The 22781-nt window shown below is 37.0% G+C and carries 22 protein-coding genes and 4 tRNA genes; 10 read left to right on the forward strand and 16 right to left on the reverse strand.

Going from position 1 to position 22781, the window contains the following annotated elements:
* Window positions 1-50: 50 nt before the first annotated feature.
* The gene (locus ABXT71_RS08835; protein WP_415370962.1) at window positions 51-806 is read right to left on the reverse strand and encodes an NlpC/P60 family protein; all 756 of its coding nucleotides are present in this window, start codon (window positions 804-806) and stop codon (window positions 51-53) included.
* A gap of 13 nt (window positions 807-819) precedes the next feature.
* Window positions 820-1998: an acetyl-CoA C-acyltransferase gene (locus ABXT71_RS08840; protein WP_415370963.1), complete on the reverse strand. Its 1179-nt coding sequence runs from the start codon at window positions 1996-1998 to the stop codon at window positions 820-822.
* Window positions 1999-2160: 162 nt separating this feature from the next.
* Here ABXT71_RS08840 and ABXT71_RS08845 point away from each other — a divergent pair, with 162 nt between their 5' ends.
* The 5 genes from ABXT71_RS08845 to ABXT71_RS08865 all read left to right on the forward strand — a co-directional run bounded on the left by ABXT71_RS08845 (window position 2161) and on the right by ABXT71_RS08865 (window position 4753).
* Window positions 2161-4209, forward strand: coding sequence for an HD family phosphohydrolase (locus tag ABXT71_RS08845; RefSeq protein WP_415370964.1), 2049 nt, complete (start codon window positions 2161-2163; stop codon window positions 4207-4209).
* 107 nt (window positions 4210-4316) lie between these two features.
* Window positions 4317-4400 (forward strand) — tRNA-Ser (locus ABXT71_RS08850).
* A gap of 31 nt (window positions 4401-4431) precedes the next feature.
* Window positions 4432-4506: transfer RNA gene (locus ABXT71_RS08855), tRNA-Pro, on the forward strand.
* Between the two features lie 55 nt (window positions 4507-4561).
* A tRNA-Pro gene (locus ABXT71_RS08860) sits at window positions 4562-4636 on the forward strand.
* A gap of 43 nt (window positions 4637-4679) precedes the next feature.
* Window positions 4680-4753 (forward strand) — tRNA-Arg (locus tag ABXT71_RS08865).
* Window positions 4754-4851: 98 nt separating this feature from the next.
* Here ABXT71_RS08865 and ABXT71_RS08870 read toward each other — a convergent pair.
* The gene (locus tag ABXT71_RS08870; RefSeq protein ID WP_415370965.1) at window positions 4852-4986 is read right to left on the reverse strand and encodes a hypothetical protein; all 135 of its coding nucleotides are present in this window, start codon (window positions 4984-4986) and stop codon (window positions 4852-4854) included.
* A gap of 109 nt (window positions 4987-5095) precedes the next feature.
* Here ABXT71_RS08870 and ABXT71_RS08875 point away from each other — a divergent pair, with 109 nt between their 5' ends.
* A complete protein-coding gene (locus ABXT71_RS08875) occupies window positions 5096-5377 on the forward strand; it encodes a hypothetical protein (RefSeq protein WP_415370966.1) in 282 nt (93 codons plus the stop codon).
* A 23-nt stretch (window positions 5378-5400) separates the two neighbouring features.
* On the opposite strand, the gene ABXT71_RS08880 is transcribed toward ABXT71_RS08875, so the two are convergent.
* The 4 genes from ABXT71_RS08880 to ABXT71_RS08895 all read right to left on the reverse strand — a co-directional run bounded on the left by ABXT71_RS08880 (window position 5401) and on the right by ABXT71_RS08895 (window position 10629).
* Window positions 5401-6621, reverse strand: coding sequence for a sensor histidine kinase (locus ABXT71_RS08880; protein ID WP_415370967.1), 1221 nt, complete (start codon window positions 6619-6621; stop codon window positions 5401-5403).
* A 115-nt stretch (window positions 6622-6736) separates the two neighbouring features.
* Window positions 6737-7498, reverse strand: a complete 762-nt coding sequence (locus ABXT71_RS08885; RefSeq protein WP_415370968.1) for a TIGR02757 family protein — start codon at window positions 7496-7498, stop codon at window positions 6737-6739.
* Entirely contained in the window at window positions 7499-8152 is a 654-nt protein-coding gene (locus ABXT71_RS08890; protein ID WP_415370969.1) for an ABC transporter ATP-binding protein, read from the reverse strand. It abuts the gene before it with no gap.
* Between the two features lie 59 nt (window positions 8153-8211).
* Window positions 8212-10629 (reverse strand): DUF5916 domain-containing protein, encoded by a 2418-nt coding sequence (locus tag ABXT71_RS08895; protein WP_415370970.1) that lies wholly within the window; start codon window positions 10627-10629, stop codon window positions 8212-8214.
* Between the two features lie 143 nt (window positions 10630-10772).
* On the opposite strand from ABXT71_RS08895, the gene msrA reads away from it, so the two are divergent.
* Genes msrA through ABXT71_RS08910 form a run of 3 tightly spaced genes read left to right on the forward strand, consistent with a single transcriptional unit; the run spans window position 10773 to window position 12280 of the window.
* Entirely contained in the window at window positions 10773-11318 is a 546-nt protein-coding gene (msrA, locus tag ABXT71_RS08900) for a peptide-methionine (S)-S-oxide reductase MsrA (RefSeq protein WP_415370971.1), read from the forward strand.
* On the forward strand, window positions 11318-11917 hold the full coding sequence (folE, locus tag ABXT71_RS08905; RefSeq protein ID WP_415370972.1) for a GTP cyclohydrolase I FolE: 600 nt from the start codon (window positions 11318-11320) through the stop codon (window positions 11915-11917). The genes msrA and folE overlap by 1 nt, the downstream gene beginning before the upstream one ends.
* A 57-nt stretch (window positions 11918-11974) precedes the next feature.
* Entirely contained in the window at window positions 11975-12280 is a 306-nt protein-coding gene (locus tag ABXT71_RS08910) for a hypothetical protein (protein WP_415370973.1), read from the forward strand.
* A gap of 295 nt (window positions 12281-12575) precedes the next feature.
* Here the strand turns inward: ABXT71_RS08910 and ABXT71_RS08915 are convergent, their stop codons facing one another.
* From ABXT71_RS08915 to ABXT71_RS08950, 8 genes are all read right to left on the reverse strand, one after another.
* The gene (locus ABXT71_RS08915) at window positions 12576-12836 is read right to left on the reverse strand and encodes a carboxypeptidase-like regulatory domain-containing protein (protein WP_415373090.1); all 261 of its coding nucleotides are present in this window, start codon (window positions 12834-12836) and stop codon (window positions 12576-12578) included.
* A gap of 496 nt (window positions 12837-13332) precedes the next feature.
* Entirely contained in the window at window positions 13333-13632 is a 300-nt protein-coding gene (locus ABXT71_RS08920; protein WP_415370974.1) for a DUF6787 family protein, read from the reverse strand.
* 163 nt (window positions 13633-13795) lie between these two features.
* Window positions 13796-14215: a DUF6146 family protein gene (locus ABXT71_RS08925; protein ID WP_415370975.1), complete on the reverse strand. Its 420-nt coding sequence runs from the start codon at window positions 14213-14215 to the stop codon at window positions 13796-13798.
* Between the two features lie 139 nt (window positions 14216-14354).
* Window positions 14355-14996: a DUF937 domain-containing protein gene (locus ABXT71_RS08930; protein ID WP_415370976.1), complete on the reverse strand. Its 642-nt coding sequence runs from the start codon at window positions 14994-14996 to the stop codon at window positions 14355-14357.
* 175 nt (window positions 14997-15171) lie between these two features.
* Window positions 15172-17457 carry a T9SS type A sorting domain-containing protein gene (locus ABXT71_RS08935; RefSeq protein WP_415370977.1) on the reverse strand — a complete coding sequence of 762 codons (2286 nt, stop codon included), beginning with the start codon at window positions 17455-17457 and terminating at the stop codon, window positions 15172-15174.
* A gap of 71 nt (window positions 17458-17528) precedes the next feature.
* The gene (locus tag ABXT71_RS08940; protein ID WP_415370978.1) at window positions 17529-18482 is read right to left on the reverse strand and encodes a D-2-hydroxyacid dehydrogenase; all 954 of its coding nucleotides are present in this window, start codon (window positions 18480-18482) and stop codon (window positions 17529-17531) included.
* 90 nt (window positions 18483-18572) lie between these two features.
* The gene (gene serC / locus ABXT71_RS08945) at window positions 18573-19652 is read right to left on the reverse strand and encodes a 3-phosphoserine/phosphohydroxythreonine transaminase (RefSeq protein WP_415370979.1); all 1080 of its coding nucleotides are present in this window, start codon (window positions 19650-19652) and stop codon (window positions 18573-18575) included.
* 229 nt (window positions 19653-19881) lie between these two features.
* On the reverse strand, window positions 19882-20904 hold the full coding sequence (locus tag ABXT71_RS08950) for an acyl-CoA reductase (RefSeq protein WP_415370980.1): 1023 nt from the start codon (window positions 20902-20904) through the stop codon (window positions 19882-19884).
* Window positions 20905-20962: 58 nt separating this feature from the next.
* Here ABXT71_RS08950 and ABXT71_RS08955 point away from each other — a divergent pair, with 58 nt between their 5' ends.
* Entirely contained in the window at window positions 20963-21316 is a 354-nt protein-coding gene (locus ABXT71_RS08955; RefSeq protein WP_415370981.1) for a 4Fe-4S dicluster domain-containing protein, read from the forward strand.
* Window positions 21317-21704: 388 nt separating this feature from the next.
* Here ABXT71_RS08955 and ABXT71_RS08960 read toward each other — a convergent pair whose 3' ends face one another.
* Window positions 21705-22742: an endonuclease gene (locus ABXT71_RS08960; protein WP_415370982.1), complete on the reverse strand. Its 1038-nt coding sequence runs from the start codon at window positions 22740-22742 to the stop codon at window positions 21705-21707.
* Window positions 22743-22781: the final 39 nt, after the last annotated feature.

Genomic DNA, 22781 nt, shown 5'->3' on the forward strand with positions numbered 1-22781 from the left:
AAAAAACCTCAACATATTGTTGAGGTTTTTTTGTGGAGTATCTTGTCCTTTTACTCTGGAATAATGCGTTTAATTACCCGGAGTTTGTGACTGTGTTTTCTTAGTTCATAATTAAAAATACCTGTATGATCCAGCCTATCAATACGCACCTTACCGTGCGCGTGAATAATGTGATGATCTGCCATGATAATCCCAACATGAACGATAGCGCCTTCAGCATTGTCAAAAAAGGCTAAATCACCCGGCTCACTTTCCTCTATGAAACTTAAAGGTTCTCCTTGCGAAGCCTGCTCGCTCGCATCACGTGAAATTTTGTGACCATTCAGTTTATATACCATTTGTGTAAAGCCACTGCAGTCAATACCAAAAGGAGTCTTACCTCCCCATAAATACGGGGCGTTTAGATAAAGTAAAGCAGTCTTAATAAGCTCGCTCTTCTCATTTTTTGAATTGTGATATTTTCCTTCGAAATGATGCCCTAATAAATTTGCTGAATTGACAGTACTTCCTAAACAAATAGAGAGTAGTTGTTCATTCTCAATAGACATAAAATCTACAAGGTCTGAAGAAAGCTTAGGGGTTACTTCTTGAAGTGTTCTATAGTCATTTTCTGAAATTTCAAGGTGTTGTTTGTTGTCTATCCATCCTTCATATTTGTCAAACGCTAAGCGAATTTTACTCCACTTCTTACGTTGTTCGATAATTTTAAAGGATTCTCCATAGAGCACCTGCGATACCATTTCACTAGTATCTGCGGGTTCTAAGCGAAGTGGCACAATGCCAAGGTTACATAGACCGTAGTTCATTTGAGAAATAAAATTAAGCTAATTCTAAAACCATTGCCGAAGCACCACCACCGCCATTACAGATCGCTGCAGCTCCAAGTTTTCCGCCATTTTGTTTTAAGACATTAATCAGGGTGATTAAGATACGAACTCCGCTGCACCCTAGTGGATGTCCAAGTGATACGGCACCACCGTTTACGTTTACCTTAGACGGGTCTAGACCTAATATTTTTGTATTCGCTAAGCCTACCACCGCAAATGCTTCGTTTAATTCAAAATAGTCTACATCACTTTGAGATACACCCGCTTTTGCTAATGCTTTTGGCAACGCTTTACTAGGTGCTACCGTAAACCATTCTGGTTCATGAGCGGCATCTGCATATCCTTTTATAGTAGCTAATGGTGTTATGTTTAATTCTTTTGCTTTATCGGCACTCATTAAAATCATTGCGCCAGCCCCGTCATTAATTCCAGATGCATTGGCAGCTGTAACCGTTCCGTCCTTAGTAAAGGCTGCACGTAAAGCAGGGATTTTTTCTATTTTTACATTCTTGTAGTCTTCATCCTCAGTAACAATAAGTGCATCTCCGCGTCGCTGGGGTATTACTACTGGTACCACTTCATCCTTAAAATTTCCAGCTTCCCAAGCCTTTGCAGTACGTTTGTAGGACTCGATAGCAAAGTTGTCTTGGTCTTCTCTACTGAAATCATATTTAGTTGCGCACGCATCTGCACAAACCCCCATGGCATTATTATCATATGCATCTACAAGACCATCTCTTTGCAATCCATCAATCATCGTTGCGGGACCAAATTTATATCCATTACGTAAATGCATGTAATGAGGAATCATGCTCATATTCTCCATACCACCTGCAACAATTACATCTGCATCACCAAGCGCGATGCTTTGAGCAGCTTGCATGACAGCTTTCATACCTGAAGAGCAAACTTTATTTATAGTCGTACAAGGTACCGTATCTGGTATTCCTGCGCCTATTGAAGCTTGACGTGCGGGAGCTTGTCCTACACCAGCTTGCACTACGTTACCCATTAATACTTCATCAACCAATGAAGGGTCTAAGTTTATTTTATCTAAAGCGCCTTTGATAGCTATACTACCTAGCTTAGTTGCTGATACAGAAGATAGACTTCCCAAAAAACTACCAATAGGTGTTCTGACGGCTGAAACGATAACGACATCTTTACTCATAATGCGGAATACTGTATTTAATTTTTTTAATGTAAAGAGATAAAAGAACCTCTTCTAAGAGAAGGCAAATTTACGTATTTAATCTTATTATTTCAATCAATAAAGGTGTGACTTTGGGAATACTGCAAGGTAAAGGCTACCTTTACATTAGCGCGATCGCTTATGAAAAAAATATTTACTTTCTTAACGGAAAACCAATCACATATTTATAAGATATTTCTGTATGTAATATCTACAGTCTTAATTATATACTTACTGCCTAAAGCTGGACAGTTTAAATATGATTATCAAAAGGGAAAGCCTTGGCAATATGAAAATCTCTATGCCCCTTTTAGTTTCACAATAAAAAAAGATAAGGCCACTATAGAGAAAGAAGAAACAAGGATACGAGAGACTTCGGTACCTTACTTTAACGTTGATAAAAGCGCTAAAGAATCAAGTAAACAAGAATTTAATTATCTCCTAGATCAAATTTATAATGATACGCTGTTTGATGTTTCTAAAGTTGAGACCATTCGGATTTCGGAGCTTGTATTGGATGATATTTATAAGACAGGAGTCATTGAAAAGATTTACAACTACGAGCCAGATCGTCTTATTTATATTCGAAATGATAGCGAATTTAGCGAGGCAACGTATAATCAACTTTTTCACATTCAAGATATATCTAAAAAGATAAAGTCTTCTATTTCGGCTCAGGCTTATAATGAGTTGGGTACGGTCCTGGGCAAGTTGTTAGGACGTGCAGTAAAAGCAAACATCATCTTAGATGCAAAGTTTACAGAAGAAACAATTGCTGCTGAAATAACTAATGTTAATCCAAACCGTGGGGTTGTAGAAAAGGGAGGAAGAATTATTGCAAAGGGAGAAGTCGTTGAGGGGCAGAAATACCAAATATTAAATTCGCTAAAAGACGAGTATCAGTCACAAATTTGGAATAAATCTAATTACTATTGGCTCATTATTGGCTACACTTTGCTGGTGTCATTAGTATTCTTAATGCTCTTTTTATTTCTGAAAAAGTACAGACCTGTTATTTATGCAAACAATACCAAGGTCACGTTTATATTTTTTAACGTGGTGCTTATGGTGTTGCTAACCACAATAGTAGTAAAAGAAATAGGAGCGGAATATGTGTATGTAGTGCCCCTGTGTATTTTGCCATTAATGTTAAAAGCGTTTTTCGACCCGAGATTAGGGCTTTTTGTGCACGTGTTGACTATTCTGCTTTTAGGCTTTGTAGTACCTAATAGCTTTGAGTTTATGTTCTTGCAAATCATAGCTGGTGTGGTGACAATACTCACCGTGTCTGAGCTATACAGAAGAGCTAACTTGTTTATTTCAGTAGGGCAGATCACAATGATTTATATCATTGGGTATTTTGCTTTTTTCATAATTCAAGAAGGAAATATAGAAGCGATGGAGTGGACCACTTTTGGTTATTTTATTCTTTGCGGACTGGCAACCTTGTTTGCGCATCCTTTGATTTATTTTTACGAAAAGATTTTTGGTTTGGTTTCAGATGTTTCTTTGTTAGAGCTTAGCGACACCAATACTAAATTGTTAAAGGAGCTAGCAAATAAAGCACCCGGTACATTTCATCATTCATTAAATGTAGCAAACCTTGCAGAAGCAGCGGCAAATGAGATAGGCGCAAACTCCATGTTGATTAGAGTAGGAGCGTTGTACCACGATATAGGTAAAATGCCCAATCCTACTTTGTTTACAGAGAATCAAGTGAATTCTGTGAATACGTTAAATGAAATTGACCCAACGGAAAGTGCGGCTATTATTATCGATCACGTAATTAATGGGATTGAAATTGCTCGCAAGCATAAACTGCCAGACAGGGTGATAGACTTTATTAGAACGCATCACGGAACCAGCCTAGTGTATTATTTTTACAAGAAAGAACTTGATACTAAAGGAGAAGCAAATATGGAGGACTTTAAGTATCCAGGGCCAATACCTTTTAGTAAAGAAACTGCGATATTAATGATGGCAGATAGCGTGGAGGCAGCTAGTAAGAGTTTAAAGGAGCCGACATCCAGTAAAATTGATACATTTGTCGAGAAGATTATTAATTCTCAATTAGAGCAGGGACAGTTTTTAAATGCCAACATTACACTCAAAGAAATTCAATTAATCAAGAAAGTTCTTAAAAAGAAGCTTAATAATATCTATCATTTGCGAGTAGAGTATCCTGAGTAGGAGCTCCTTATAATTTAACCTAGAAAAAAGCATAAATTTGTTTGCATTTACTTAAACGAAATACTACATTTGCAGCCGCAATTTTATTGTAAGTTCTTTAAAATAACGGAGAGGTGCCAGAGTGGTAATGGAGCAGATTGCTAATCTGTCGACGGGTAACTGTCGCCAGGGTTCGAGTCCCTGTCTCTCCGCAAGTAATAAGTAAGTAAATTAGAAAATTTACGGGGTGTAGCGTAGCCCGGTTATCGCGCCACGTTTGGGACGTGGAGGCCGCAGGTTCGAATCCTGCCACCCCGACTATTTTCTAATTACTTAATGGTATTTCAAGTACGCCTTGAGATAATAATCCATTCGGGGTGTAGCGTAGCCCGGTTATCGCGCCACGTTTGGGACGTGGAGGCCGCAGGTTCGAATCCTGCCACCCCGACTATTATTTATTACTAAACTTTTATTGATCTCCTAAAAGCTACGGGCTCGTAGCTCAGCTGGATAGAGCACCTCCCTTCTAAGGAGGCGGTCACAGGTTCGAATCCTGTCGGGCTCACATTAAGTCTCCTTTTGGGAGACTTTTTCGTTTCAAAGATTTTCATCTTTTGCTTTATGAAATAAATTGTACCACGAAGTTCTCCCGATGTTTCGATACTATCTGGCGCACATTAAATCTCCTTTAGGAGCTAATAGATTTAAGACTTTTAGTGTGGCTATTAGGGCAAAAAAGTTAGGACGGCTATTTTCTGCAAGCTCATTTACTGGGCTATACCCAAAAATATAGAGCATTATTTTTACTCTTAAAGCTTTACAAAACTTAATGTTATAGTAAATTAGGCTGATTCATTATAATTATCGTAGCTTTAGGTATACCAAATTTAAATCTAAAATTAACAGTATGAATAAAATAATTATTTTATTTGCCATTTTAGTATGTGGCATGCAATTTAGTAATGCAAGCACTGGATTTTCAGTTAACACGCTGTTGGACGCGACTGTAATAGATTTTGTTGAAAGCGAAGATCTTACTGAAGACAGATTTTACTTTTGGAAAGTTGAAAATGCTAACGGAAGTGCTTCTGGATATTCTATGACTTTAGAAAAAGCAGAAAGCATGATCAAAAAAGTCTCTGAAGGAGATTACAATATAGAAGTAATTATTATGAGCGATCCTAGATAAGGTGTAACTGCATTAATAAATGTCTAGTTTATTAATGGTATTTGCTTGATTGAGAACTCAAATGTGGTGCCTTTCCCTACTTCTGAGCTTGTAATTATAGAGCCGCCTAAGCTTTCTATAATATTTTTAACAGTAGAAAGTCCTATTCCATTACCTTTCTTACCGTTTCTATCCTTGTTGCCTATGGTAGAAAACAATTCAAATATACTTTCCAGTTTATCTTCAGGAATACCAACACCATTATCAGTCACTGTAAAGTAATAATGGTTTCCTTTTACAGTGCAATCAACATTAATAATAATAATTTCTTTATCATTATATTTAATGCTGTTCCTTAGCAAGTTTAAAAATACTTGTTCAAGAGCTTTACGATTACATATTAAATCTATGTTCTGTTCTGGAAAATGAATCTCACATTCTATGTTAATATTTAATAGATCTACAATTTTGTCTAGTAGATGATGAATGTCAAATGCCTCAGAACGCGCTTGAGCTAGGTTATCACTTTCGTAGTGTTCTAATAATCCAGTAATATATTCACTTAAAGTAAATGAAGATTGTTTTAAGTATTTCAAATATTCTAGTGCATTACTATCTAGAATATTTGCATACTTAGCTTTTAAAATATCTGTAGTTAAAATAATATTTGCCAGCGGCATTTTCATATCGTGTGAGACAACACCAGCAAATTTTTTTAATTCTTTGTTTTTAGATTCTAATTTTTTCTGAACCGTTTCTAGATGCCTATTCGCTTTATGTAGCTCAACTAGTTTTATAACTTGTTTTGCTAAAATCTTTAGCCCTTTAGTTTGCACCTCTGTTAAATAATTTGGTTTTGTGTCAATTACACAGAGTGTTCCAAGCTTGTATCCTTTTGAGTCTATCAAACAAACACCCGCATAAAAAACAATAGGATTTTCAGCAGCGTAAGCGCAAGAGTGGTGCTTAAACCTATCGTCCATTTTCGTATCTTTTATAATAAAAATAGGATCTTCGCTACCAACCGCAAAGCTGCAAAAAGAAAGACTCTTTTCGCTAGAGCTTATGTCTAGTCCGTTTGCGGACTTGAACCAAACCTCGTTTTCATCCACAACAGAAATTAAAGATATTGGCATTCCAGTAATATTTCTGGCAAGATCAGTGATCTGATCGTACTCTTTGTCTTGTTGAACAGGACTTATATCATAACTGCGTATCGCCCTTAATCTTTGGATTTCATTATTAGGAATTACCGGCTTTATCATAAAGTGAATGTAAATAATTGATTTTTAATTAGATAAATTTCGGTTGGGTAAGACAAAAATAGAAATTTTATTAATATAGTTTTAACACTTTTGCATAACTTGTTGGCACTATCTACTAAAACGTCTCGAACGCGCTGAGTCCAAATAAAGCAAAATCATATTTTACAGGATCAACAGGGTCTAAAACTCTAAGAGCTGTGTCAAGCTCTAGCAAAGCTTTACCATCATTTTGTTTTCTGCTTATCAATTTTAATTCTCTCGCGACTCTTCCACTATGCACATCTAATGGGCAAGAAAGGGTAGAAGGTAAGATGGAGTCCCAAATGCCAAAATCGACACCGTGTGTGTCTTTACGCACCATCCAGCGTAAATACATATTGATTCTTTTTGCTGCGGAGTTTTTAAAAGGATCACTCACGTGTTTTTCGGTTCGCTCCAAATGAGGGAGAGAGAAAAATATCTTTTTAAAGGCAGAAATCGCCGGTTGTGTTGATGTTTCCGAAGTATGCTTTGAAAACACAGATTCTAAACCTTGTTGATTTTTATACACATCCTGTAAGGCACAGAAAAAATAATGTAGATCTCCGGAATTAAAAGTGCGATGTACAAAAGAGAGATGAGAAGCATTTTTTTTATCATACTCCATAACATAGTCGTAGGGTGAGTTTCCCATAATGTCACAAAGGGAGTGTCCGTTTTTAATGATGCTTTTACGATTCCCCCAAGCTATGGTGGCAATTAAAAAACCAATAATCTCAATATCTTCTTTTTGTGAAAAGCGATGCGGTATTTGAATAGGATCTGTCCCAATAAAGCGTGGGCGGTTGTAAAATTCTGCTTTTTCGTCTAGGTATTCTTTGAGTAATGCGCGTTTCATTTATCTTACAATCTTACCGTCTTGCATCACTAATTTGCGGTCTGCCATATTTGCTAGATCCTCGTTGTGAGTTACAATCACAAAGGTTTGCCCAAACTCATCCCGTAACTTAAAAAAGAGATTGTGCAGATTTTCAGCACTTTCGCTATCTAGGTTACCACTAGGCTCATCTGCAAGAATTATAGAAGGATTGTTAATTAGCGACCTAGCTACTGCTACACGCTGCTGTTCTCCACCAGAAAGCTCATTAGGTTTATGACTCTCGCGATGCGATAGTCCTAAAAAAGCCAGTAATTCTTTAGCTCTTTTTTCTGCTGCTGCTTTAGGAGTTTTTTTTATGAAGGCAGGAATACATACGTTTTCTAATGCTGTAAACTCAGGAAGTAATTGATGAAATTGGAAAATAAATCCAAGATTTTCATTTCTGAAACGTGCTAGTTCCTTACTATTAATAGAGGTTAAAGAAGTTTTATTTATTGATAAATTACCCTGAGAAAAGGTGTCTAGTGTTCCCAGTATTTGAAGCAACGTAGTTTTTCCTGCTCCAGAGGCTCCTACGATAGAAACAATCTCTCCTTTTTTTATGTGTAAATCGACTCCCTTTAATACGTGAAGGTCTCCGTAATATTTATGAATGTTTTCTACTGTAATCATACGCTAGGTTAATAAACGAAAGTAAAGATTAAACATTGCCCAGCAAAATAGATAGGACATTAAGAACTTTTCTTAAACAGATATTTTACATTATTATAATCGATAAAATAGGTGACGCGCAAGGATACTGTATGCTGCACAGGTTGCGCAAATAGATTACTTAAACTTTCTGAATAGCCGATATCAGATAGTTCATCAAAATTAAAAATTTGATTACGGTACAATAAAGACGCCTCACTACCTGGAGCAAAACGCCAGCGATAGCTAAGGTCTAAGTTCCAGATATTAAAATTTGTATTCGGGTCGTTTTCTGAAATGTCATACTCAGTTACATTCCGCGTGCCATCATCATTGAGGCTAAAAAAAACAGCGTCGTCATAATTGACCGTGGTCCAGAAATTCCTGAAACGTAAACTAAGTGCTTTAAAGGGGTCAAAATTATAACTAGCTCTTATACTATTCTCCATACTTTTTATATCTCGTTGACCAAAAAACACATCTGTATCTGTATTATCTATATACCCAAACTGATTATTGCGCCAAGACATATCGATAGAGTATACTACAAGTAACTTATCTGAAAAGCGATACCTTGGGGATGCTCTAAAAGAATAATTTTTCTGAGGTCCATCAGCAGACCAATCGTGGTTTATATTAATATCAATTGCAAATTGTTTGCGATAATCTGAAGAGATAAAAGCTCTCCCTCCTTGTCTGCTCTCAAATGCTACAAATTTTCCGGCAACCCTAGGTTCAAAATAGTCATCTCGCTCTGCGCGATAAAATAAACCACCTCCAAAGGCGAAGCGTGATTTCAGGATGAAGAAATGATCGAAGTCATAACTATTTCCTGTACCTATATTAGGATCATACAGCCTTTTATGACGATACGTAAACCCGAATCTATAACTATTAAAAGTTTTTGTTGGTTCAAAAATTTTATACTTTATTCCGGCCTCAAAGTTGTTGAAGTTATTTCTAAAGTTGACCCCTAAGTCATTAATGTCAAATGTTTTATTTGCAAAATCATGTGCCACTCTCCATCTAATATTTCCTTTTGTACGTGCTAGATTAAACTCAGTTTGTACTCCTTGCTGAAAGCCATCTGCGTGATGTACATTGCTCATAATAGCCCGGCCGGAAGTGTTAAAGGTGTTCTCCTTATCAGATACATCAAAAACAAGCCCCGTAGTATTTGCATCTCTAAAACTACCTTCTCGCGTAACGTTGGTATTGATTAAAGAAATACTGGAGTTGTTATTAAACTGTTGGTCAAGTACAAATACATTGTAATTAGTCAATGGTTCTACGAGAACGTCTCTTAGGGTGCCTGTATAAGTATTTTCTACGGTAGCGTACGTCTTTTCTGTGATGGCGTTAAAAAAGCCCACACCGAGCTGGTCTTTCGTTCTTCCAGAAATCTTGACGGCATTCAATAGGTTTACACTATCTGGAAAAACACTTACTTCTTCATTGTCTGATAGATCGTCCACAGTCCCTGAAGGAGTACCACCAACTCTTCTTGAAAAAAAGATATTTCCTTTGTTAAAGAGCTCAATACCTTCAGTAAAAAATGGGCGTTGCTCAGAGAATGTTTGTTCAAATGGCCCTAGGTTTAGGGTTACATTGTCAAAAGCCGCTTGCCCAAAATCTGGAATAAGTGTTGCGTCTAGTGTAAAACTATCACTCAAACCATATTTAACATCCATCCCTGCAGAAAAATTGGTACTCGTTTCTCCATCAAAAGACCCTACTACTGCCTGGGCAAATGGAAATAGTGTTAGTCGTACTGGAGGATCTATATTTTGCACGCCAATAATAGTAGCATTATATAATGTTTGTTGCCCTACTTGATTATTTATAGGGCTAAAAGAATGTGTTTCGTTAATGCGGCGTATTTTTCTATAAAAATTAAGACTCCAGTCTTGCATGGTCACTTCTGGAAAACGCAAAGCATTATAGGGTATCTTAAACTCAGCATACCACCCTTTCTCATCTTGAGATGTTCTTCCTTCCCAGACTACGTTATAACCTAGATCTTCATTATTCTGTGAAATTTTAGTATCTACAATGGTACCGGCACTCGTGATCCCAAAGCGTGTTTCGTTTATTCCGTCATTATAGGTATTCAGTCCTAGCGTAAATAAATCTGCCTGTCCGCCTAAGTCATCTCGTTGTCTAAGCTCGCTAATCATTAAAGAAGGATCCGGATCATACATATATCCGGCTATATAAACAGCTTTGCCATCATATGCAAATTGGATTTCTGTTTCAAAGTCTTCGCTTATTTCTCCTTCTATACCAGGCTCAAGCATTTGAAAATTTGTATACTTAATAATCTCACCCCAAATATCATCATCTAGTATACCATCAATTTTTGGCGCATTGTTTATTCGAGTTGCGTTTATTGTTTTTTTATCTTGTGCGAGTGTGCTCAGAGAGAATAAAAAAATAAAAGAATATGCGATAAGCTTCATTGCAAGTAGGATAGTTTAGATCTAATCTTTATTTTTTTGGAGGGTAACAAAGCTACATATACTTATTGGTATCTGTATTAATAATAAGTTAAAACCAAGCGCATTTCAGAAGCAATTGTTTAATACCGTATTTTTGTATTTATATGGAGAATAATAATGAAATAGCCGTATTTGCTGCGGGTTGTTTTTGGTGTACCGAGGCGGTGTTTCAGCGTTTTGATGGTGTACATAAAGTGGTTTCTGGGTATACAGGCGGGCACATAAAAAACCCGGCGTATCGAGAAGTTTGTATGGGAGTAACGGGCCATGCAGAAGGAATAGAAGTTACCTTTGATCCTTCTGTTGTATCTTATGCGACATTACTTGAGGTGTTTTTTGCGACGCACGACCCAACAACCTTAAACCAGCAGGCTAATGATAGAGGTACGCAATATAGAAGTGCTGTTTTTTATACTTCGGAAATGCAAAAGAACCAAGCCCTGGATTTTATAAATCAACTGAGTGATGCACTTGTTTTTGAAAATGATATTGTAACCGAAGTATCACCGTTAGGTGTCTTTTATTACGCAGGGATTGACCATCATGAATATTATAATAACAATAAAAGCGCACCTTACTGTCAGTTTTTAATTGTGCCGAAAATAGATAAGATTAAAAAATATTATTCAGAAAAACTAAAACAAGCCTAATGGGATCATACAAATATTTTGAAGAATATGACGAGCAAGTTACAGAAGAGCTTAAGGGAAACTTTAGTAAAATACTTAAAGGAATAGGGGAGGACGTTACTCGTGAAGGTATTGTGAAAACACCAGAACGTGCGGCAAAGGCGATGCAGTTTTTAACTTCTGGTCACTGCGAAGATCCCGCAGAAATCTTACGTAGCGCTATGTTTGCAGAAGATTATCATGATATGGTTGTCATAAAAGACATTGAGTTATACTCCTTGTGTGAGCACCATATCTTACCGTTTTTTGGGAAGGCGCATATTGCATACATACCTAATGGGCACATTGTAGGATTGAGTAAAATACCGCGCATTGTAGATGTGTTTGCTAGAAGATTACAAGTTCAAGAACGCTTGACTCATGACATTCTAGAATGCATCAACGATACTCTAAAGCCAGAAGGGGTCGCTGTAGTAATTGAGGCGTCACATATGTGCATGATGATGCGTGGTGTGCAGAAGCAGAACAGCGTTACCACAACCTCCGGTTTTAGAGGTCAATTTGAAAAAATAGAAACGCGTACTGAGTTTTTAAAGCTCATTAGTAGCAGCTTATCATAATGCTTTTTGGTACACTTCTTGCCTTATTAGTTGTATAACAAACTATAAAACAAGGCTATGGTTACAAATAAATATTCAATTTTAAAAAAAGGATTGCTTTTTGATGCTATTGGGATGCTCTCGATGGCGATTCCAGTTATTGGTCCTTTTTTAGATATACTTTGGGCGCCATATGCTGCAAAAAAAATGCGAGATATGTACGACGGAGAAGCTGGTAAAATAGCATCGATTGTGGTATTTGTAGAAGAGATTTTACCGATAACAGATTTTATCCCAACGTTCACGCTAATGTGGATTTACACTTTTGCATGGAAAAGGGAGAAAGTAAAGATACCGCAGACGGTAGAAGTAGAAATAAACTAATAACGAATTCAGTACTAATTAAAAAAGCCCTTTTATATTTTTATAAAAGGGCTTTTTTAATTAAATATTCAGCCCGATTTGCAAATTAATATTTCTACCCCGTTACCAGAAACACCCAGACCGTGCTCATCACCAAACTTTTGATTCTTGAATCACACACCTTTTGAAAGCGTTAAAACCCTATTTGAGCAAGGCCTTCTAATCACGGGTTTCCCTAATGCAAGGCAAACACTAAATGCTTCCACGCCTGGAACAGAAGTAATACTGTTTGATAAATTAATAGCGCCTTCACGTTTTAAAATTGAGCAAAAATACGTTCTACTTTCATCACATTATCGCCTTGTAACTTGTGAGAAGGTGTTGAGATAATTACCTCCTCCATCTCTAAGGCTTTTTCTGTTAAATGAAAGTCACGCGATATTATTTCCGAAATAAAAATTTTTTTTTCTAAAATGCTCTGATAGCCTAATACCGAAATCACGATTTTAGGCGCTCCATTAGTAATGTTGCTTAAAGAATATGCGCCGTCAAAATCTGTAAGGGTTCCAATTCCCAGTTAGGGAAAATAGACAGTTGCGTTGTTAATGAGTTGATTGTTTACGTGTGTTACGACACCATTTATTGAGTTTTGAGCAGATAGCGAGATACCAAAAAGTATAGCGATCTATACATATATTTTTGAATACAAATGATCATAATTTTAAGTTTAAAAAAGCAGAACGAAAATTATGATACACTAGTTGGGTACATCTGTCCGGAGGTAAGCAGCAATTTTGAATCAAAATATTGCTGAAAGAAAGAGGGTTGTTTTGAAGCAGGAGAAGCTAAATTCTAGCGAGAAAACGCTAGTATATTAAATGAAAATGGTACTAAATGAAAATCACGGATGTAACAGTCTTTTCTGTCTTGTGTATATGCGCAGTTAAATCAAAACAGATGAGATGGTTATGATCACTAAGTACATGTGAAACTTGAGTAAAAATAGGCAATGAAAAAAGTAGCAACAGAAAGACTGCTGAAATTTTATTACTTAATTTTTTGTACTTTTATTATCACTTGATTAAAAATCCTAATCCAGTTCGACGCAGCATCTTTTTCTCAAACTCCCAGAAGAACCTGAATTCGCCAAAAAGCCATCCCATAAAAACAAGCAGCACTTGATATATGGGGAATATAATAAGAATGCGAACGGGCCAGTAAATATACCATCCCATTTCACTCTTAATCCCAATTAATTCTGTCAACGGAGCCGCAAACTTAGCTGCAGAACTTCCTGTTAGTGCGAATACTATTAAAATTACGGTTAATTGCCAGTTGCTGGTAATATTCCAGCGTTCTTTGAGTTTCTTCATTGAAGACATTTAATTTTTTTCTTTGCAACCGAAAATTTCGGCTTTTATATTTCAATGGAGTCTTTTTTATTTATTTCGGCGATAGCTATCGTATCTGAAAAAGACAAAATTAGGGCGCAAGATATGAAATTTGCAGGTAAAAGTAGCGAGTTAAATGACTTCACTATCTACCTCCGGGGAATTTCTGGTTATACTTCTGCATAAAAAACCTAAAGTAGTTGTAGAGCATGTAATTCACCTCATACCCATAAGGGGTTCCATAATTATAATCTATAGATTGTGGATATAAGTTAAAATCAAATTGTTGCGGGTTACGGGCTCTATTATTATATTCTAATACAAAATTTCTATTTTTATTTTCCAAATATATTAACCCATAATGACCTCTTGGTGGTTGGGTGAGTATAAAAGAATTGAAGCCTGGATCGATGATGAGTATTTCATACTCAAGATCATCATTTGCAATCCGGATGGTGTCATTTTCAAGACCCATATTTACATTTGGATCTTTGGTTATAGCCTTATTGGCATCACAGCTCGCCATGAGCAAAACAAAAATTAAAAACGTAAGAAGATATTTCATTTGTTTAATTTTTATAAAAATACGATATTATCATTTCATACTTGTAAAAGTCCAATTTCTTTAACTAAAAAAAAGTCTTTAGGAAATGAAGCAAAGTATCTGCTCACAATCCCAAAGACTTTTTTATTTGTTTGGAATATTATTTCCCTCCTAAAAGACCACCAAGCAATCCGCCTAGTCCGCCGCTTTTCTTCTTTCCGCCACCAAGTACCATTCCTGCTACGTCGTCAATGATGCTGCCATCGCCATCTGCATCTAGAAGAGTTTCAATTAGTGATTGGTCATTATTACTATTTTGTCCTAATACTGACCCTAATAAACCACCTATATCATTTTGGTCTACGTTATCTTTACGTTTTTGGCTCCCAAGAACATTCATTAAAATAGGCGCTGCCATTTTGATAATTTGTCCTACCGAGTTAGCATCCACACCGCTATTACTACTTATATTCTGTTCTACGCGCCCTTGATTACCACCTAAGACGTGTTTTAAGATTCCTGCTCCTTCATTCATGAATGAAGTGTCTGCGCTACTGCCTTCAAGGAGTCCTCCTAGGCTTGATAATAGAGATCCATCGTGACGCGTGTCTGATAATGCATTGTTCAAGCTTTCTGCACCCTTAGGTGAAGCTGCATTACGCTGCATGGCCCCTAGTATTGCAGGTAATGCCATGCTTAGTACACTCGCTGTTTTATCTGGAGATTGCCCTGTTTGTGCACTTGCACCACTAATGAGTTGACGACCCATATCTGAGTTTAATAAATCTAAAATTGAAGCCATTTGATTTTTTATATAGTTACGTAGGGAATATACAAAAAAAATAAAAAACACGCGCACTCCATTTAGTTGGCTAAAAATTTAAAACTTAAATCTTTATATAAGGAGTTTTTGGCACCATGTTAAAATCCACGTGCAAAGCACGTGGATTTTAAAAATGAAGATTTAATTTATATTATTAATTTTTAATTAATTTAAGCGTTTTTGAGCGATTAGTAAATGTGTCATTTACTAAAACGAAGTAGATCCCAGAAGATAGATTTTGTATATCTACAACCGTTTTACTTTTATTCAGATCACCCGTTCCAATTTCTTGCCCTAGCGTGTTTACCATACTATAAGAAAAGGAACCTGTCGTGTTTCCTAGTTCGATCGTGACTAAACTTGTTGTTGGGTTAGGGTACATATTGATATTTGAAAAAGAGATCTCGTTAACTCCTAGTTCTCCTGAGACTAACATTTCTGTTGCTTCGTTTGATCCAAATTCTCCACCAGAAACGACTACCATATTGTCATCTGTAGTTAGGCTATAAGAACCCTCCCCAAAATCACAACAGATTCCATCACCAAACTCATCAAAAATCTCTAATACATAACATTCGTTTCCATCTACATCAAAGTCATATTCAAAAACAGTGTTGTCATCTACTGTCGCCGTGTATGGACCAAAAGAATCAATTATGGTTCCTGATAATGTTCTAAACTCCCAAGAAGTTTCCTCTGCATAATCATCAGTTAAAAGAGAAAAATGCATTTGCGTAGTTTCATAACCTACACCCACTTCTATTTGATCTGATGCTGCATCATTAGTGTTGTTGTCGTCATCAGCGCCATTTACCGCGTCTAATGTTGCGTTAAGTATGTGTGAACCTGGAGTGAATACTATTTCTCCAAGATCAAAGTCTTCAGATTCATTTTGTGACAAAGTACCAGAGAAATTTATCATAGCCTCTGCTCCATCATCAATGTTCCAGGTAATTGTAGCAGCAGTAATGTCATTCATCCCAAAATTAGTTAATGTAATTATAGGATTTGTAGTGTTATCTCCACAATCTAATGCTGGAATAGTTGCTCCTACAGCAGCGTCTAAGGCAAATACTTCAAGAGGGGGAAAACTATCTAACGTATCAGGATCTGAACCACTTGGATCTAGCCAATCTCTAAGTCGGGTAGCAGCGGAACCACCATCCCAAGAAACTCCTAAACGGCCGTAGTAATCAAGTGCCCCATTATCAATAGTGCCTGCACAGGCAGCGCCACCACCAAATAGTTGACCTATAATTCTACCATTTTGATCAAATAATGGAGATCCAGATGAACCTGGTTCTGTTACTCCTAGTTCCCAGCCCCCTTCACTTCCTCCACCAACGATTTCCCAAGTCTGTGCGCCACCGTTGACTTCTTTTGTAGCAGGGTCGTCATCTCTACAGATTTTCATTACATCTCCAGATGGATGGTGTATTCCTACTTGAAAGATTGGAAAATTATCTGTTTTATCCCATCCAGCCCAAACACGATTCCAATCTGCTGGAATAGGTTGATTGATTTCTACAAGACAAAAATCTGAGCCCGCATTTCTAGCGCGCAAGGTACCACCACTTAAGGTCATTGTTGTAGGGCCATTAGAACTGTTTGTAGTAGCTGCACAAACTGGGTTAGGACTAATCCAACCAAATCGGAAAGACCAAGCCGCAGGGTTACTATAACAGTGATTGGCAGTTAAGAAATAAGGAGTCCCATCGTTTTGAGTATTGTTAATAAGAGCTCCAGAACAAAAGCCACTACCTCCAGAAAGTAAGATTCCTGCAGCGCGTTTGTTTAAATTTTTAAGATCTTCCCAGTCAGTGCCTATAGGACAATCAATATCTAAGTTGCAATCTCCAGAATCATTTAATCCTTTACTTGCATTAAAGGTTTCCGCATTACGATATCCGTGGGTCGCTTTTGCAATATGTAATCTACCTTGTCCACTAACTTCAGCTGGTTCAAAATATTCGATCCATATCTTGTCTCCTTGAACAAGCCAAGTCCCAAGCATACCGCTATCTTGATTTTGAGCAGGTGTATATGCCCCTAATAAGTCGCTCTTGTCGTTATTGTATAGAAAGATAGAAGCGCCTTCTGGAAGGTAGAAGTCGTCAAATATGAAATTGAGAGATAATGCATTTGGCGAACTAATTAATAACCTCCAAATTCGGTCTCCGTTTTCTAGCATAGTCCATTGCCCATCTATAAAGCCAAAGTCTACACTGTGCATAAACCCAAAACGCCAGGGTTTTTCAAATTGTCCATCGTCTAAAGCGTCTTCTGCTCTAACTGCTCCGATATCAAAAGTAGGAAGCTTCTTAGCTGCTATATCTTGATCGATATTTAGTTTCCAACTGAGCGGTTTACCTTCATTGGTTACTTGGGCAATACTCGTGAAAACAAAAAGCCCCACGATTAGAGATAAAAGAAGTTTCATAATTTAACTGTTTTAAGTTGTACGCTAAAAATAGATTAATTTTCCGGGTATAATCCTAATTTGTAGTAATTCTAGTTTTGGAGGATTTCAATAATTTGATCGGCAAGCTCTGTTCCAATTCTATCTTGTGCTTCATTTGTAGCGGCACCTATGTGTGGACTTAAAGATACTCTCTCGTTCATTAATACCTTAACGGCAGGAGTTGGTTCTTTCTCAAAAGTATCTAAGGCTGCAAAAGATAACTTACCACTGTCTAAAGCTTCAATTAATGCTATTTCGTCAATCACGCCACCTCTTGCTGCATTTATAATAGCAGCTCCATCTTTCATTTTTGCAATTTCTGCTTTACCAATTACATAATTCTTTTGTGCAGGAACGTGTAAGGTAATAAAGTCACTGTGTTGTATTAATTCTGAAACAGGCTCGGTTTTAATCTTTAGCGTTATTGTTTGACCATCATAAAAGTCTAGCTTGATGTCTGCTTCGCCCACAAAGCTATCACTAGCGATTACCTTCATACCGCAACCTAAAGCAATTTTTGCCACTTCTCGTCCTATACGACCAAATCCAATAATCCCTAAAGTCTTCCCACGTAACTCACTACCTTTTGCGTAGTTTTTCTTGAGATCTTTAAACTTAGAATCCCCATCAAGAGGCATATTTCTGTTGGCATCATATAAATAACGAACCCCACCAAAAAGGTGAGCGAACACTAACTCAGCAACAGAAGAAGAAGAGGCTGCGGGTGTGTTAATCACTTTTAATCCTTTCTCTCTAGCATACTCTACATCAATATTGTCCATGCCAACACCACCGCGTCCTATAATCTTTAAAGAAGGACATGCATCGATTAAGGCTTTACGCGCCGTTGTTGCACTGCGCACCAAAAGTACGTTTACTTGATTTTCATTAATAAAACTTTCTAGTTGCTCTTGTGCAACCTTCGTTGTGATTACTTCGAATCCTGCTTTTTCTAAGGCGTCAATTCCAGATTGAGAAACACCATCATTTGCTAGTACTTTCATATTTTTATTTATTCTGCTTCGTAGTTATTTATTTCTATTGGACTCTTATTCGGTATCATTAATATTTTCGCGAAAACTGAAAGCTATTATTTATTTTACCTCTAGCACTTTTTTCTCCAACTCTTGCATTACATCGACTAAAATCTGCACACTTTCTATTGGCAAAGCATTATACATAGATGCGCGATACCCACCCACACTTCTGTGACCGCCTAATCCATTAATGCCGGCTGCCGTCCACATCGTATCAAAAGTTTCTTTATATTCTTCGTTTTGTAAAGTAAAAGTTGCATTCATCTTAGAACGATCTTCTTTGTTTGCTACAAAGCCTTTAAATAAAGGATTGCGATCTATCTCGCTATAAAGCAGTGCGGCCTTTTTATTATTGTTCTTTTCCATGTTTGCTACGCCCCCCATTTCTTTTAACCACTCTAAAGTCAACATCGATACGTACACAGGAAACACAGCAGGTGTATTAAACATACTATCCTTGCTTAGGTGTACTTTATAATCTAACATAGAAGGGATGACTCTCGATACCTTTCCTAAAATATCTTCTTTCACCACGATTAGCGTAGTTCCAGCAGGTCCCATGTTCTTCTGGGCACCGGCATAGATTAAGTCAAACTTACTAAAATCTAGTACACGCGAAAAAATATCGCTACTCATATCACATATTAAAGGGCAATCAACTTCTGGAAAGTTATTTATTTGTGTTCCAAAAATGGTGTTGTTACTCGTAAGGTGAAAATAATCTAAACCAGAAGGCACTGTAAAATCTTTTGGTATTTGGTTGTAATTAGTGTCTTTAGAGGAAGCAACGACATCAACCTCTCCAAATAATTTTGCTTCTTTAATCGCCTTATCAGACCAAGTTCCAGTATCTAGATATCCCGCTTTTTTCTCTAATAAGTTATAGGCAACCATCAAGAATTCTAGACTTGCACCACCTTGTAAGAACAAAGCTTTGTACCCTTTATTCTGAAGACCAAGATGTTCTAAAGCGAGGTCTTGTGACCGTTCCATTACGTTTATAAAAGATTTACTTCTATGTGATATTTCTATCAACGATAGATCGAGATTGTCAAAATTGATGACGGCTCGTGATGCTTTTTCTAAAACCGATTGTGGTAAAATACAAGGCCCTGCGCTAAAATTGTGCTTCTTCATTTTGTGAATTCTTTTATGTATATCTGTATTGCTCCAAAAAGGACTGCCATCAGCCAAAAACGCACTTCCTTTTTGCAAGATGCAAAGATGCTAAAAACCTAAGAAGAATTAAGTAAAAGCCCTCTTAAGTTATCCAATTAAGTTAACAATGTGAATATGATAATTTGGCGGCAATTTGCCTCAGGAATTTTAAGAGTTTGATAATTTTAGGTTGGTCAAAATACAAATTTTACAACGCAAGAATGAATTCCAACGTATCTACCCCATCAGCATAATCCCAAAGCGTAGGAGTCTGAGCCACACCAAAGCCCACTTCGTTTTCCATTCCACAATCTCCAACAACTGCTTGTATATGTTCTGCTTGCATGGTTAGTTTTGATTGTACCTCAGAAAGCGTTGTGTAACGCTCTAGCATCACCACCGAAATAGGAGAAGAGAACCCTTCATCTTCTTTCAAGAGCATAAATTCGTTATCCAATAATTTAATATTGCTCATTAAATAAACCGCTTTATTATAATCATAGTTGTTCATATACTTATGATTGTTAATCACTTCTTTCCAGGAGAACATCGCATTAAAAAAGTGATCTAAATTATACTCCTCAGGAAAATATACTTTTGAAACATTCCGACATCCCAATCCAAAATACCTGAAGATATCATCTGCCAATGCTTCCATTTGTTCTTTCGATTCTTTACCGGTAATGACAGCAACACTGTTTCTGTTTTTACGAATAATGTTTGGGTACTTATTAAAATAGTGATCAAAGTACTTTGCCGTGTTGTTGCTTCCCGTAGCAATCACTGCGTCAAAGTTTTCTAACTTTTCTTTGGTAAAAGTGATAGCTTTTTTAAAAGAAGGTTCTATCGTTGTTAATAGCTTCGTTATGTGTGTCAATAATATAGCATCACTAGAAGACATTTTTGCTTGAATGTGGTTTCCAGAAATAAGAACTGATAAAAAATCGTGAAATCCTACGAGTGGGATATTCCCTGCCATCACAATAGCAATGGTTTTTGGAACACTTTCGGTAAAGGAATATTTGTCAGTCCACAATGTCAGGTTCTTTTGTGTTAATGCTGATGACCAATTTTCTAATGCAAAGACAATATTTTCTTCTGTGAACCAGCCATTGTGGGCATTTGCTGTGCCAATGAGTGTATGGTACGCTTCAGACTTTTCTTTTGTAAGTCTCCCTAGTTGCTCGCCTAATGTTGTGAAAGCGTTAATTCTTTGTTGTAATGGCACCATAGTTTGGAGTTGCGGGTTTAAGGCATTAAATTTGTACAAAAATAGAAAAAGAAACCCGATGGCGATTATAATAACAGACGAATGTATTAACTGTGGAGCTTGCGAACCAGAATGTCCTAATACGGCTATCTATGAAGGGGCTGATGACTGGCGATATGCAGACGGAACAGACCTAGAAGGAAATCTCGTTTTGCCTAACGGGAAGGCAGTGGACGCAACAGAGACTCAAGAACCAGTAAGTGATGAAATTTACTATATTGTTGCAGATAAATGTACAGAGTGTAAAGGTTTTCACGATGAGCCACAATGTGCGGCAGTATGTCCAGTAGATTGTTGTGTACCCGATGAAGATAATGTAGAGACAGAAGAAATACTGCTAGCAAAGCAGTCATTTATGCATTTTAAAGATTAATTTAATTATATTAAAACAAAAAAAGACAATCATAATGATTGTCTTTTTTTGTTACAAGCCGTTTCAATCTGTTTGAACTCTTTTTTGTTGAGCAGCCATAACCACAACTCGAGGATGCCTAAAAATACTATTAGAAAAGTTGAATTTTTTTTTGATTTCGAGTTGGGTGTTTTTCCCAAAAGAAGTGTAGTTTAATTCCCGTAAAATCAGTGTGAGAACTACTAGGATCCAATGTATGGGATAATCTTGAATCAATGAAAACCCTAGACAGGATCGTAAAAAGTTGCACAAAAAAACACCAATTCTATAGTAGTGAAAATGCGAGCGCGATTTTAAATATCTTCAATTCAGTTTTAAGTGCAGTAAGAATAATAGAATCAAGTATAGATTATTTTATAACCACCTTCTTTGTAACAACTCCAGCCTCATTCTCAATTCTCAAGAAATAAATTCCCGTAGAGAATTTGCTTACGTCAATTCCTTGTGAAGCGGTATAATCAGTTGTGACTACTTGTTTTCCTTGCCCATCATATAAACTAACAGTGTTAATTGCTTGAGACGTACTTTCAATCCAGAGTATTTCTGAAGTAGGGTTAGGGAATACAGAAAAGTCTTTTACAGGGATATCATTCACTCCAGCGGTCGCCCAAATATCTTGCGCTTCTGGTCCACCCCAGATGATGGTAGCTAGTTGTGGTTGATCTATAAATGGGTTTCTATTTCCGTAGGCTTGCTCTAGGTAAGGATTCCGTTGTATTTCAAGTGCACTCACTTCATCTTCAGCATTCCATTGCAATAAGATTTGCATCATATCTGTGCCTGGTTCTAAGGATCCAACCGCTTGTAATGATGGGATACATCTATCGCCATAACGAGTGTACATATACATTAAGATACGAGCTACATCTCCACGCCATTCATCTCCAGGATACCAGTTACCGCTGGTAACATCACCTGCGTTGCCAGAACCCTCGGCAAATTTTTTATTCCCTTTATTGTTGTTTGCTTGTTGGTCACTAGGTCTTAGGTTTTGTGGGTCAGCGCCAATTCCTGTAGTGCCATTATTCACATCTCCCATAGTCGGGTTTGTGTTAGAGCGAGCAAAGGTGTGTTCTCTATTATACTCACAATTGGCGCCGCCAAAGGCTTGTTTGTTGCGACTTCTGTCGGTAGTGCAGCTACCATCACCATCGTTGTAACCATAAATGAGTAAGACATCACTACCGTTTTCTGGGTTGTTATCCATTTCAAAAAACGCCAACTTCACATCTCCATAATTGAAGGATCCACTTGCGCTGCTTATTTTCTGCTGTAGCTCAAAATATAAATCCTGACCTGTTAAGTTAAGATCTACATCATCATAATAGGGTTGTTGACTTAAAACAACCTGTAAAGGAAGGAGTAGAAGTAGCACTAATTTTTTCATGTTTTTATTTTTTCAGTCTTACATATTTTAGCGGAGCGG

The organism is Patiriisocius sp. Uisw_047 (genome assembly GCF_047730165.1).
GTDB lineage: Bacteria > Bacteroidota > Bacteroidia > Flavobacteriales > Flavobacteriaceae > Patiriisocius.